This window comes from uncultured Rothia sp., assembly GCF_916715725.1.
Taxonomy (GTDB): domain Bacteria; phylum Actinomycetota; class Actinomycetes; order Actinomycetales; family Micrococcaceae; genus Rothia.
Genome location: NZ_CAKAPD010000012.1, coordinates 42813 through 56912, shown reverse-complemented (window position 1 = coordinate 56912; position 14100 = coordinate 42813). Strand labels below are relative to the sequence as shown.

Below are 14100 nucleotides of genomic sequence, written 5' to 3'. Positions count from 1 at the left end.
GTTTAAAGTGCCGGAGGAAGTGCCGGGGCGTGAACCGATGGGTTTACGCCCCGGTCTTTTTGTACCGGTCTCTGCGCCCGGTTATACCCCTGAACCGCGCGAACTGCAGAAATATTAACCGCGGTGAATATACATTCTGTGTGTCGTGGAGTACTATGAATGAGGAAACTATCCGATCTCACAGAGGAGTACGTCGTGAAGTTCTGCCCGACTCTCGCCTCCGTCACCGGTCTGCTCGGTGGCTACAAGGTTGCATCTAGCACCGGCATCCGCCCGCTCGGTGGCGCTGTCCTGGCACTGTGCGGTGCCGTGGCTTACAAGAATTGGAAGCGTAAGGCTGGCGCAGGCCGTGCCACCTTCCTTACCGCTGTCTACCTCGGCGCGTTCGGCGCCGCTCATCCGCTCGCCAAGAAGCTTGGCGCGTGGCCTGCAGTCTACACCGTGACTGCTGCAACCGCTCTGTGCTCTATCGTCATTGGACGTAAGCGACAGAAGTAGTCTTTGCATCAAAGACGGCGGAAAGGCAACGTTGCCTTCCCGCCGTCTTTTGTATTCCCTCCCGCCGTACCGACCGGGTGGGGGTACGCCGGGGCGACGCGCGAAGGCAACACCTTCCGCGTAACGCCCCATCACTCGATGGGGAGTGAATCAACCGGTACCGCTCTCAGCCACCTGCTGAACTGCGGCACCACCCGATAAGTTTCCCCGCCACCGGCGGGTACACCCCACGAGGTAAAGGAAAAGAAGAAGATGAATATCACCCCGGACTCATCCCCGGTACAGCAGGGAGTAGCGGCAGCTGCCTCTGAGAGCCCGCAGCTAGCGCGTGGACTCTCCCTGCGCCACATTATGTTCATCGCCCTCGGCTCCGCCATCGGCACCGGCCTGTTCTACGGCTCGGCATCCGCCATTCAGCTGGCGGGCCCCTCCGTGCTGCTTGCCTACGTTATTGGCGGCGCGGCAGTGTTCATGGTGATGCGCGCAATGGGCGAACTCGCCCTGGCGCACCCGGTTTCCGGCGCGTTCTCTGAATACGCGACCCGCTACCTTGGACGCTGGGCGGGCTTCGTGACCGGCTGGACCTACGCCCTGGAAATGGCGCTGGTCGCCATCGCGGACGTCACCGCTTTCGCCGTGTACATGAAGTTCTGGTTCCCGAACAGCCCCTCCTGGATTTGGATCGTCTCCGTCCTGCTGATTCTGCTCGCCATTAACCTAGCGAAGGTCAAGGCATTCGGCGAGACCGAATTCTGGTTCACCCTCGTGAAGGTCAGCGCCATTATCGCCATGATCGTTGGCGGCGTAATTCTGCTCTTCGTGGGCGTGCAGGCACACGACTCCGTGGCGCCCTCCGTCACGAACCTCTGGGCTCTTGAAGGAGGCTTCTTCGCGAACGGATTTACCGGCTTCCTCGCCTGCTTTACCGTGGTGATGTTTGCCTTCGGCGGTATTGAGAACATCGGTATTGCCGCCGGTGAGGCGAAGGACCCGTGCACCTCAATCCCCAAGGCGATTCGCACGGTTCCGTTCCGCATCCTCATCTTCTACATTCTGACTCTGTCGGTCATCATGTCCCTGTACCCCTGGTACTCGGTCTCGAAGGCGAACTCGCCGTTCGTGCAGATTTTTGAGGGCCTGGGTATTCCGGCTGCCGCTTCGATTCTGAACGTGGTCATCATTACCGCCGCAATTTCTGCGCTGAACGCGGACGTGTACGGTGCCGGCCGCATGATGTACGGCCTGGCGAAGCAGAACCTGGCACCGGTTTCCTTCGCGAAGGTCACCAAGAACGGTGCGCCCTGGATGACCACCCTCATCATGGTGCTGGTCATGGCGGTCGGCGTGATCGTGAATGTGCTCTTCGAGAACGCCTTCGAGGTGGTTGCCTCCTTGGCAACCTTCGCGACCGTGTTCGTGTGGGTCATGATCCTGCTGGCGCACATCGCGTTCAAGCGCAGCGGCGCCGATACTGAGGCGCAGCCGGTACGCCAGCCCCTGTGGCTGAGCTACCTGGCATTGGCGTTCATGATTTTTATCGTGGTGCTCTTCGGCTGCTTTGCCGACACCCAGCTGGCGCTGGTCATGGGCGCGATCTGGTGCCTGTTCCTGCTGGGCTACTACCGCCTCGTGGTGGTGCGCGCTCGCGCTGAAGTAGCAGAAGCATAGGGAGCAGAAGCATGAATACCGAATAAATGTAGAGCTGGTGTGAAAACCTGGTGTAAGAAACCGATGTGAGAAGCCGGCTGTGAAGCCCGGCGGAAGGTAGTGTGATGAGCTACCTGCCGCAGGGCTTCTGCTCACCCTTCCGCGAAAGCGCCCCGGTAGCGTAGAATGGGAAGAACGCGTCTGCAGTCCGCAGTAGACGACGTGTATTACAGGGCGTAAGCCCACCACCCGGCGGCAACCGTCCGTACGGGACGTATGCGGTACTAACTCTAGGAGTTAAAAAGTGGCACTGGATCCCGCTGTCAAGCAGGCAATCATCAAGGAATACGCAACCCACGAGGGCGACACCGGTTCGCCCGAGGTTCAGATTGCAGTTCTGTCTCGTCGTATCGCCGACCTGACCGAGCACCTGAAGTTCCACAAGCACGATCACCACTCCCGTCGTGGCCTGATGATCCTCGTTGGTCGTCGCCGCAACATGCTCGGCTACCTGAAGAGCGTCGACATCGAGCGTTACCGTTCGCTGATCGAGCGCCTGGGCCTGCGCCGATAAAACAGGAGCGTCTTGACGCTTTTGTGGTGATTAATCGCCTTTAGGCGGTGTGTGCGGACGTGCTGTCAGCACTACCAGCCCTCCATTTCGGAGGCGGGTAGCGCCAGCGCGTCCGTACTGCCGCGTTGAGGGGCGCATCTTCCGCTGGCTAGATTCCCCTGGAACTCAAAGCTAGGCAACGTGAGAAGATGCCGTCCCACCTGAAAGAAAGAACACGGGCCGTACCGGCACACACGCCGCGGTCCTCGGTAGCGAATTACGGAACAACACCACCCCACAACCTCCCCGATAAAAGTCGGGCATAAGTAGGGGAGAGGTGCCGTGGTTTCCTATCGAAGGCCGACTCGTGCGCCGTACGGCCTACCAAGAAGAAAGAAGGAACCGTGGAAGGTCCCGAAATCAAGTTTGCCGAAGTCGAAATCGACAACGGCATTCACGGTAAGCGCCACGTGCGCTTTGAAACCGGCCGCCTTGCAAAGCAGGCAGCTGGCTCCGTCCTCGTCACCATCGATGACGAGACCACCCTGCTCTCCGCAACCGCAATCGGCAAGTCTCCCCGTGAGGGCTTCGACTTCTTCCCGCTGACCGTGGACGTGGAAGAGCGCATGTACGCAGGCGGCAAGATCCCCGCATCGTACTTCCGCCGCGAAGGCCGCCCCAGCACCGAGGCAATCCTGGCAGCCCGCCTGATTGACCGCCCGCTGCGCCCCGCCTTCACCAAGGGCATCCGCAACGAAGTTCAGGTCGTTGTGACCGTCCTGACCTACGAGCCGGACGAAATCTACAACACCTTCGCAATCAACGCTGCATCCGCATCGACCTCCCTGTCCGGTGCGCCGTTCAACGGCCCCATCGGTGGCGTGCGCATGGCACTGATCGACGGCCAGTGGGTCTGCTTCCCCAAGTACTCCCAGCTGGAAAACGCTGTGTTCGACATGGCTGTTGCCGGTCGTATCGTCACCAAGGCTGACGGTACCGAAGACGTCGCCATCATGATGGTTGAGGCAGAAGCAACCGACAACTCCTGGAAGCTCATCAAGGAAGACGGCCAGACCGCCCCCACCGAAGAGATCGTCGCAGAGGGTCTGGAAGCTGCTAAGCCCTTCATCGCAGCACTGTGCAAGGCACAGGCTGACCTGGTGGCTCGCGCAGGCAAGCCCGCCCTGGAGCTGCCCTTCTTCGGTGGCCACGGCGAGGACGTCGATGCAGCAGTTGAGGCATTCGCAGCAGACCGCCTGGCAGAGGTGTACTCCATCGCTGGCAAGCAGGAGCGCGAAGCCGCAGCAGCTGAGCTGCAGGAAGAGCTCATGGAAGCTCTCACCGGCGAAGGTAAGGAATTCGAAGAGCGCTCCAACGAGGTCTCCGTGGCATTCGCGGCACTGACCAAGCACGTGGTTCGCCAGCGCATCCTCACCGAGCAGGTTCGTATCGACGGCCGCGGCCTGACCGACATCCGCCAGCTCACCGCTGAGGTTGAAATCCTGCCCCGCGTTCACGGTTCCGCTCTCTTCGAGCGCGGCGAAACCCAGATCATGGGTATCACCACCCTGAACATGCTCAAGATGGAGCAGCAGCTGGACTCCCTGCACCCGGTCAAGTCCAAGCGCTACATCCACCACTACAACTTCCCGCCGTACTCCACCGGTGAGACCGGCCGCGTGGGTTCGCCCAAGCGCCGCGAAATCGGCCACGGTGCACTCGCAGAACGCGCAATCACCCCGGTGCTGCCCTCCCGCGAAGAGTTCCCCTACGCAATCCGTCAGGTCTCTGAGGCTCTGGGCTCCAACGGCTCGACCTCCATGGGTTCGGTCTGTGCATCGACCCTGTCCCTGCTGAACGCAGGTGTGCCGCTGCGCGCACCCGTTGCAGGTATCGCAATGGGCCTGGTCTCTGACGAGGTTGACGGCGAGACCCGCTACGCAGCCCTGACCGACATCCTCGGTGCGGAAGACGCACTGGGCGACATGGACTTCAAGGTTGCCGGTACCTCCGAGTTCGTGACCGCTATCCAGCTGGACACCAAGCTCGACGGCATCCCCGCATCCGTACTCGCTGGCGCACTGACCCAGGCACGTGAGGCTCGCCTGCACATCCTCGAGGTGCTCGTCAGCGCCATTGACGCACCGGACGAGATGAGCGAGTTCGCACCGCGCATTATTTCCGTGAAGATCCCGGTCGCCAAGATCGGTGAGGTCATCGGCCCCAAGGGTAAGATGATCAACCAGATTCAGGAAGACACCGGCGCAGACATCTCCATTGAGGACGACGGCACCGTGTACATCGGTGCAGCTGACGGCCCCTCCGCCGAGGCTGCACGTTCGGCAGTGAACGCTATCGCTAACCCGCAGGTTCCCGAGGTCGGCGAACGCTACCTGGGTACCGTGGTGAAGGTGACCGACTTCGGTGCCTTCATCTCCCTGACCCCCGGTAAGGACGGCCTGCTGCACATCTCCGAGATGCGTAAGCTCAACGGTGGCAAGCGCGTTGTTGACGCTGAGGACGTTGTCTCCGTGGGCCAGAAGGTCCAGGTGGAGATCACCAAGATTGATGATCGCGGCAAGCTCTCGCTGGCACCGGTCGTTGAGGGCGGCGACGACGAGTAGTCGTAACCCCCGCTAAGTGATGAGGGGCGTTCGGCGCACCCGGTGCGGTTCACTCCCCGCCGGATGCACCGGGCGCCCCTTCGCTGTGCTTGCCCTGCATCTTTTGATGCTCACCCACCCCACCAACTGTGGGACTGCCTACAGGCAGTGGGGCGGGAATGCTTACCTTCAGACGTACCTGTTGAAAGGTTCTTCTCCCTATGTCTATTTCCCTGCCCGTCGAGCTTGAGGCGATTGCCGAAGAGCTCAACTACGAGCACGGCCGCCTCATCTACGAGGGTGTAGGCGGTAACGAGGTGCGCCGTTCCATCCTGCCCGGTGGCGTACGCGTGATTACCGAAAAAATGCCCGGTACCCGCGGCGTATCCATCGGATTCTGGGTGGGAGTCGGCTCCCGCGACGAAGCCCCCGGCATGCTCGGCTCCACCCACTTCCTGGAACACCTGCTGTTCAAAGGCACCGGCACCCGCACCGCCCTGGACATCGCATCCTCCTTCGACGCGGTAGGCGGCGAATCCAACGCCCTGACCGCTAAAGAGCACACCTGCTACTACGCGCGTGTGCTCGACGATGACGCACCCATGGCGGTGGACGTCATCACCGATATGGTCACCAACGCACTGCTGGACCCGGCTCACCTGGAGCAGGAACGCGGCGTAATCCTCGAAGAGATTGCCATGGACCAGGACGACCCGACCGACGTTGCTTTCGAGAACTTCGTGGAGCAGCTCATGGGTGAGAACCCGCTGGGCCGCCCCATCGGCGGTACCCCGCAGGAGATTACCGAGGTGCCGCGTGACGCCGTGTGGGAGCACTACAAGCGCTACTACACCCCGGACCGCCTGGTCATTTCTGCCGCAGGTTCGCTGGAGCACAGCACCATGGTCCGCCTCGTGCTGGAGGCGCTGACCCGCTACGGCTGGAACCTGCAGGAGGGCGTGGCACCGGCACCGCGTCGCGTACGCACCGACAGTGGCATCGTTCCGCTGAGCGAGCTGCGTGAGGTGGAGAAGGGCTTCGAACAGACCAACATTGTGATGGGCTGCCCGAGCATTATCGCTGGTGACGACCGCCGCTACGCAATGAGCGTGCTGACCAGCGCATTCGGTGCGGGCATGTCTTCGCGTCTGTTCCAGGAGATTCGTGAGAAGCGCGGTCTGGCGTACAGCACGTTCGCGTTCTCCGGTGCGTACTCGGATGCTGGCTACTTCGGCATGTACGCGGGCTGCCTGCCCGCTAAGACCGAGCAGGTGCGCGAGGTCATGGGCTACGAGTTCGATAAGCTCGCCACCGCCGGTATTACCGAGGAGGAGCTGACGAAGGTCCGCGGCCAGCTGGCTGGCTCTACCGTGCTCGGTAGCGAGGATTCGGGCTCGCGCATGTCCCGCCTGGGCCGCGCCGAGCTGGACTCTGGACTGTTCACCAGCACCGATGAGCTGCTGGAGAAGATCCGCGCGGTCTCCCTGGAGGAGGTTCGTGACCTGGCGGCGTACCTGGGGCAGCAACAGATGATTACCACCATCGTGCGCTAACCCTCAACGCTTACGGTACGAAAATGCCCGTTCCCATACCCCAATGCGGGGGAGGGAACGGGCATTTTGTGTGCATCGGCACCTATCAAAGAGATGCCTCCAAGAAGTGCTTCTGGGCGTTCTGCCACCCATGCTCTTGACGCCCAGCATGAGCGGCAGAACCTGAAAAGCTTCTGCTCAGAGCTACTACTTCTGTGCCTTGGCGATAGCCTCCATCAGCACCTGAGCGTAGAGTTCCTGACCGGCAGCCTCCGGGTGAACACCGTCAGAGGCGAGCAGGCCGCTCTGAGTCTGCAGAGCCTGGCGGATCGTAGAGTTCCAATCCGCAATAATCACACGATCAGAATGCTGAGCCGCAAACTCACGAATCTTACCGTTCGAGTAGTCAATCCAGGTCAGGTTGCGCGGGCCGTAACCGGTGACCAGCACCAGCTTAGAATCGGCAGGCATAGCAGCCAGAACCTCGTCGAGCTGACCGTCCAGAATGGTCGAGTTCGCGGTCACCGACAGTACGAAGGTCTTACGAATCTGACCGTTAGCACCCATGGATTTAATAATCGGCAGGGCCTTGGCGATGGTGCGTGCTTCCTGCGCGTCAATAGTTGCTTCGGGCATCTTGTCGTACAGCTCGGGGGATACCGCCACCACAATGGAGTCACCCACAATGGTCACCTGCGAGGAGTTCACCGAACCGGTTGCAGCCTTCGACGCCGAGGGGCTTGCCGAAGCCTTCGCGTCCTTACCCGTTGCGCTTGGGCTTGCCGATGCGCTCGCAGCCTGCGCCTCCTGACGAGCCTTCAGGCGCTCAGCGGCGGCACGCTTGCCGTCCTCAACGGACTGCTGGGCGGTAGTCATTGCCGGCGCGGTGTGCACTGCCAGACCGGTCGAAGCAGCCGCCACAACAGCGGCAAGAGCCACCGAAACCGGCAGGAACTTAGTGCGCGAGGACTGGAACGCCACCGCCACACGGTTCGCGCTACCGCGGAAACCGTAACGGCGAATCGGGGTCTCAACCCAGCGGTACGACATCTCCGCAATCGCGAAGGTTGCTACCAGAACGCCCACATTTACCAGCGGGGAACGGTCCGCACCCATCAGGTAGTGCATGACCACGGCGAGCGGCCAGTGCCACAGGTACAGGCCGTAGGAGCGCTCACCCACCCAGCGTAGGGGAGCGAAGTTCAGCAGGCGGCGCAGCACCTCGGAAGCGCCAGCAAGCATGTCCGGAAGCATGCCCTGAATCACGCCCAGCGCCAGCAGGGAGGCGCCGAACAGACCCCAGGGAATCGCACCGGGAGCCGACTCGGGAACCAGAATTGCGTAGGGAATCAGAGCGAACAGGGACAGCCAGCTGATCATGACGCGGGCGAAGGCAACCAGGCCGAAGGGCTGAGCCACGCGGTACAGCACGGACTGCTGCAACGGCGGGTACAGCGACCAGGGGCGCGCAAACGCCAGCAGGGCGCCGAGCAGCAGGCCGTACAGGTGAGTGTCGGTGCCGTAGTAGACGCGGCTAATGGGGGAGCCGGACATCAGCAGTGCGGTGGCGGTGCTCAGCGACGCAATAATACCCAGCACCATAACCACGCTGAAACGACGCCACGAGCGGCGCAACAACAGGCCAGCACCAACAATGAGCAGCGGCCACACCACGTAGAACTGTTCTTCCACTGCCAGGGACCAGAAGTTCGTGAAGAGCTCCGGGGAGGTCTGCGCGAAGTAGTCGTTACCGGCAAAAATGGAAATCCAGTTGGACGAGAAGGTCGCCGCACCGGCGAGCTGTCGACCGAGGTTCACCTGAATATCGCCGCCAATGAGCAGGCTGACCGGTCCGAGAACCAGAATCAGCAGGGTAATGGCGGGAAGCAGTCGGCGGGCACGGCGGATCCAGAAGTTGCCCAGGGCAATTTTGCCGGTGAGCGCACCTTCACGCAGAAGCAGGGAGGTAATCAGGAAACCGGAGATGACGAAGAAGATATCCACGCCAATCATGCCGCCGGGTAGTACGGTGGGCCAGAAATGGTACACCATCACGAGGAGCACAGCGATTGCTCGCAGGCCGTCCAGACCCGGCAGAATATAACGCCGGTTAGCCTCATCTGGACGCACGGAGGAGGTAAAGAGGGACTTCATACTGTCTGTGTACTCCGTAGGACGGAAATTATAGAAATACTTCCTAATTATATGGTTGCTATCTTTAGATGACATATAAATGCCCGTATATGACGCACATAAGATTTCGTTTTTATACTGCTGAGGTTCTGCAGGGTATCTCATCCCGTGTGTGCGATGGCGTGAACTGCGCCCACACGGGGGATAATAGAGGCTGTACGTCACAGCGTCTACCCCATCGTCGGGGTGCTCATAAGTTACGGAGGAGAGAATCATGACCCACGAGGGTAACGAAAAAATCTGGAAGGTAGCGGTACTCGGTGCCGCGGGCCGTATGGGTTCCGAGGCGGTGCGCGCCGTCAACACCTCCGCAGACATGGACCTGGTGGCGGCGCTGGGCCGCGGCGACGACCTGCAGGAGCTGGTCGATGCCGGCGCAGAGATTGTTATTGACCTGACCGTTCCCGAATCCAGCGAGACGAACGTTCGCTTCGCGGTGGAGCACGGTATGCACGCGGTGGTTGGTACGACCGGTTGGACCCCCGAGCGTCTGGACTCCCTGCGCGAACTGCTGGCTGAGCACCCCGAGGTGGGTGTGCTCATCGCCCCGAACTTTGCGATTGGTTCGATTCTGGCGACCGAGTTCGCGGCGAAGGCGGCACGCTACTTCGAATCGGTAGAGATCATCGAGATTCACCATCCGAATAAGGTGGATGCCCCCTCCGGTACCGCTGTGCACACCGCCCGCAAGGTGGCTGCCGCCCGCGCGGAGGCTGGCGTGGGTGCAAGCCCGGATGCCACCACCTCCGATCCTTTGGGTTCGCGCGGCGCCGTAATCGACGATATTCACGTGCACGCGGTGCGTCTGCGCGGCATGGTGGCGCATCAGGAGATTCTGCTGGGCGATCCCGGTCAGCAGCTCGTGATTCGTCACGATTCTTTTGACCGTGCCTCCTTCATGCCCGGCGTACTGTTGGGTGTGCGTGAGGTGGCGGCGCATCCGGGTTTGAGCGTGGGCTTGGACGCCTACATGGATTTGTCGTAGGGGAGCGTTATGTCTGAACAGACTTCGCCTGAGAATGTGCAGGCATCTTCTGAGGCTCGTGGCCCCTGGTGGACTTCGCTGCGTTTGTGGACTGTCTGCGCCTGCGTGCTGATGGTGCTGACCGTGCTGATTCTGCCGCTGCCTCTGGCGGCGCGTGCCTCTATCCTGGGCGTGCTGATTTTTAGTGCCGTCTTTGTGACGGTGGATGCTGGCGGGTTCGGCAAGACCTTCGCGGCGCTGACCTGCGCGCTACTGACCCTGTACCTGGTGCATATTGCGCAGCAGGGGTTCGTGATGCTCACCTCCGGTTCGGCAGCTGGCATGGTGCTCGGCGCGGGTATGATTCTGCTGCCGATTCTGGGTGCCTGGGCGCTGGTGCGTGAGGTGCTTTTCGGCGCTCGTATTCAGCGTATGGCTCAGGAGCTGGCGGCGTCAGGCGAACTGGCGGAGGATACCCTGCCTCGCACCCCGGCGGGTCGTGTGGACCGTGAGGCTGCGGCGGTGGAGTTTGAGAGCTTCGCCGCGGCGGTGGAGCAGGAGCCGAATAACTGGAAGGCATGGTTCAACCTGGCGTGCATGTACGATGCCGGCGGCGAGCGCAAGCGTGCCCGTGCGGCGATGCGTAACGCGTGGGCGTTGCGTTCGGGCGGTGCCGCGAAGGGTATGCGGTAGGCGCTGTCCTTGGCGGCCCGTAGCAGGTACCGCATTTAGTTTCGGTATGAGGTTGATAACGCCGAGGCTGTGTGCCCGGTTTCATAGGCTCTCGCGGAAGTACCGCGGGTTTGAAAGAGTCCGAATAGTAGAACATGCATGATAACTTATGCGTTCTATAGCAAAAATCTGCATTTCGGGCGTACTCTAGACATATGTCTGAGAACCTTTCGAACCCCGGTACTTTTGTTGAACCTGTCTTCGGTCGCCTCCTGACCGCAATGGTGACCCCCTTCGCTAAGGACGGTTCCGTTGACGAAAAGCAGGTCGCAGACCTGGCGAACTACCTTGTGGAGAACGGTCACGACGGCCTGGTGGTCTGCGGTACCACCGGTGAATACTCCACCATGACCGATGACGAGAACGAGCGCGTCTTCCAGATTGTGAAGGATACCGTCGGCTCTCGCGCGAAGATTATTGCCGGTGTTGGTTCGAATGACACCGCGCACACTATTGAGCTGGCGCATCGCGCCGAAAAGATTGGTGTGGACGGCCTGCTGGTCGTGACCCCCTACTACAACAAACCGACTCAGCCGGGTGTCTACGCCCATTTTGCGACCGTTGCTCAAGCAACTGAGACCCCCGTCATGCTGTACGATATTCCGGGTCGTGCGGGCATCCCCATCGCACCCGAAACCTACCGTCGCCTTGCAGAAATTGATAGTATTGTAGCGGTGAAAGACGCCAAGGCAGACTTCGGTGCCGCAACCGAAGTCATGGCAACCACCGACCTGCACTACTACAGCGGCGACGACGGACTGACCCTTCCCTGGATGGCAATGGGCGCCGTCGGCCTCGTTTCGGTGACCGCACATGTGGCACCCGCACTTTTCCGTGCCCTGATTGATGCTGTTGTTGCACAGGATTTGGTGGAGGCGCAGCGTCTGCACCTGGAACTGACTCCGATTGTCCGCGCAACTATGGGCCGTGCGCCCGGTTGCGTTGCCGCCAAGGAAATTCTTTCCTGGCAGGGTGTGCTGGATGAGCCTGTTGTTCGCCTGCCGCACGTACTCTCCGAGCCGGAGGTGGCACAGGCTATGCGAGCTGACCTGCTCTCCTCGAGCATCGCTCACACCCTCAAGAACTCCTAAACTTTGACGCCAACCCGGCGCACGCAATAGCGCGGGGGAGCGTATATATAGAGGATTTCGGCTACCCTACGCCCCGCTTTCGGGGCGCGTGATGTAGCCAACGGACGCGGACTCCACACCTAACACTAGGTGAGGGGTCCGCTCTGGCGTATTGTCGCGGTTTACCGCCCAACTATTCGGCTCCCACTCAGACAGGGGCCCAACTTAGTCAGAGGCACCCGAGCACTACGCCCCGCATACTTTTGAATACTTTCGGTGATTTGGACGCACCGGCAGCACCACCGCCTCGGCACATGAGAGTCGGCTGGGGTGCTTGCGGTACGAAGCGTCGCCTACGAATCACAGACATCACAAGAAAACATAGAAGAAAGAGGAGACACACGATGAGCGTCTTTGAAGCGAATCTTCCCCTGCCTCCCCGCCTGAAGAAGGACACCCTGCGCGTGGTGCCCCTGGGCGGTCTGGGCGAAGTCGGTCGTAACATGACCGTGTACGAAATCAACGGCAAGCTGCTGATTGTTGACTGCGGCGTGCTCTTCCCCGAAGAGTCCCAGCCCGGCGTGGACCTGATTCTGCCCGACTTCAGCTACATTGTCGACCGTCTGGACGACGTGGTCGCCATGGTGCTGACCCACGGCCACGAGGACCACATCGGTGCGGTTCCTTACCTGCTGCGCCGCCGCCCCGACATCCCCCTGGTCGGCTCCGAACTGACCCTGGCGCTGGTCGAGGCGAAGCTCGCCGAGCACCGCATCAAGCCCTACACCCTCGCGGTGAAGGAACACCAGGTGGAGCGTTTCGGCCCGTTCGAGTGCGAGTTCGTTGCTGTGAACCACTCGATTCCGGACGCACTGGCTGTTTACATCCGTACCAAGGCTGGCAAGGTTCTGCACACCGGTGACTTCAAGATGGACCAGCTGCCGCTGGATGGCCGCATCACCGACCTGCGCCACTTCGCTCGCCTGGGCGAGGAGGGCGTGGACCTGTTCCTGCCGGACTCCACCAACGCTGAGGTTCCCGGCTTCACTCCGACCGAGAAGCACATTGGTCCGGTGCTGTCGAACGTCTTCCGTGACGCCCGCGGCCGCATCATTGTGGCGTCCTTCTCCTCCCACGTTCACCGCGTGCAGCAGGTTCTGGACGCAGCCGCTGAGCGTGGCCGCAAGGTCGTGCTCGTGGGCCGCTCCATGGTCCGTAACATGACCATCGCTGAGAAGCTGGGCTACCTGAAGGTTCCCGCCAACGTACTAGTGGACCTGAAGAAGGTTGACGACTACCGCCCCGACCAGATCGTGATGATGTGCACCGGTTCGCAGGGCGAGCCGATGGCGGCACTGTCCCGTATGGCGAACGGCGACCACAAGATTCAGATTGAGCCCGGCGACACCGTGGTGCTCGCCTCCTCGCTGATTCCCGGTAACGAGACCAGCGTGTTCCGCATCATCAACGCCCTCATGAAGCTGGGCGCTAACGTGGTGCACAAGGGCAACGCGAAGGTTCACGTTTCCGGTCACGCTGCCGCGGGTGAGCTGCTGTACTGCTACAACATTCTCAAGCCGAAGAACGTTATGCCCGTTCACGGCGAGGTTCGCCACCTGATCGCTAGCGGTGATCTGGCGATGGAGACCGGTGTTCCGAAGAAGAATGTGCTGCTCTGCGAGTCCGGCACCGTTGTGGATCTGCGCGATGGTGTGGCGTCCGTAGTGGGCGAGGTTCCCTGCGAGTACCTGTACGTGGACGGCCGCTCCGTCGGTGAGGTCACCGAGAGCGACCTGAAGGATCGCCGCATCCTGGGTGAAGAGGGCTTCGTGTCCATCGTGACCGTGGTGGATCGTGCCACCAAGCGCGTGGTGACCGGCCCGGATATTCACGCTCGTGGTATCGCTGAGGACGACTCGGTCTTTGACGAGATTGTTCCGAAGATTACCGCTGCTCTGGAGGATGCTCTGCACCGCGCACCCGAGAAGGTGCACACCGTGCAGCAGTTGCAGCAGATTGTGCGCCGCACCATCGGTGCCTGGATTTCTCGCCGTCTGCGCCGCAAGCCCATGATTGTTCCCGTGGTTGTTGAGAACACCTCGAAGGCTACGAAGAACTAACACTCTGCGCGAGGCTAGCTGTCCGTAAACAGCGAAAAGGCGGGGTCGATACGTTGTGTCGGCCCCGCCTGCTGTGTATCTGCAGAACGCATGGGCGAAAGTTGTGCGAAAGCTACGCGAAAGCGAACACGGTGGGGGAGAACCGCCTCATTAGCGCCTTATCGATGCCCTCATAGGTGCCGGCGGGG

General features: G+C 61.1%; 10 protein-coding genes. 9 read left to right on the top strand and 1 reads right to left on the bottom strand.

Annotation, left to right across the window (positions count from 1 at the left end; translation table 11 throughout):
- Positions 1-159 precede the first annotated feature (159 nt).
- The 5 genes from QZ822_RS07345 (at position 160) to QZ822_RS07325 (ending at position 6854) form a co-directional block, all read left to right on the top strand.
- Positions 160-498, top strand: a complete 339-nt coding sequence (locus QZ822_RS07345; RefSeq protein WP_049341701.1) for a hypothetical protein — start codon at positions 160-162, stop codon at positions 496-498.
- Between the two features lie 252 nt (positions 499-750).
- Positions 751-2166, top strand: coding sequence for an amino acid permease (locus tag QZ822_RS07340; protein WP_294643683.1), 1416 nt, complete (start codon positions 751-753; stop codon positions 2164-2166).
- Positions 2167-2449: 283 nt separating this feature from the next.
- Positions 2450-2719 carry a 30S ribosomal protein S15 gene (gene rpsO / locus QZ822_RS07335; RefSeq protein WP_005507098.1) on the top strand — a complete coding sequence of 90 codons (270 nt, stop codon included), beginning with the start codon at positions 2450-2452 and terminating at the stop codon, positions 2717-2719.
- Positions 2720-3102: 383 nt separating this feature from the next.
- Positions 3103-5322: a polyribonucleotide nucleotidyltransferase gene (locus tag QZ822_RS07330; RefSeq protein ID WP_070633921.1), complete on the top strand. Its 2220-nt coding sequence runs from the start codon at positions 3103-3105 to the stop codon at positions 5320-5322.
- Between the two features lie 200 nt (positions 5323-5522).
- Positions 5523-6854 carry a pitrilysin family protein gene (locus QZ822_RS07325; RefSeq protein WP_005507100.1) on the top strand — a complete coding sequence of 444 codons (1332 nt, stop codon included), beginning with the start codon at positions 5523-5525 and terminating at the stop codon, positions 6852-6854.
- A 186-nt stretch (positions 6855-7040) separates the two neighbouring features.
- Here the strand turns inward: QZ822_RS07325 and QZ822_RS07320 are convergent, their stop codons facing one another.
- Positions 7041-8987, bottom strand: coding sequence for an acyltransferase family protein (locus QZ822_RS07320; RefSeq protein ID WP_294643681.1), 1947 nt, complete (start codon positions 8985-8987; stop codon positions 7041-7043).
- 253 nt (positions 8988-9240) lie between these two features.
- Between QZ822_RS07320 and dapB the strand changes: the two genes are divergently transcribed.
- The 4 genes from dapB to QZ822_RS07300 all read left to right on the top strand — a co-directional run bounded on the left by dapB (position 9241) and on the right by QZ822_RS07300 (position 13912).
- A complete protein-coding gene (dapB, locus tag QZ822_RS07315) occupies positions 9241-10011 on the top strand; it encodes a 4-hydroxy-tetrahydrodipicolinate reductase (RefSeq protein ID WP_294643678.1) in 771 nt (256 codons plus the stop codon).
- 9 nt (positions 10012-10020) lie between these two features.
- Positions 10021-10683: a tetratricopeptide repeat protein gene (locus QZ822_RS07310; RefSeq protein ID WP_294643676.1), complete on the top strand. Its 663-nt coding sequence runs from the start codon at positions 10021-10023 to the stop codon at positions 10681-10683.
- A gap of 194 nt (positions 10684-10877) precedes the next feature.
- Complete coding sequence (gene dapA, locus QZ822_RS07305) at positions 10878-11813, top strand: 4-hydroxy-tetrahydrodipicolinate synthase (protein WP_070600699.1); 936 nt, start codon at positions 10878-10880, stop codon at positions 11811-11813.
- A 383-nt stretch (positions 11814-12196) separates the two neighbouring features.
- Positions 12197-13912, top strand: a complete 1716-nt coding sequence (locus tag QZ822_RS07300) for a ribonuclease J (protein ID WP_294643673.1) — start codon at positions 12197-12199, stop codon at positions 13910-13912.
- Positions 13913-14100 lie beyond the last annotated feature (188 nt).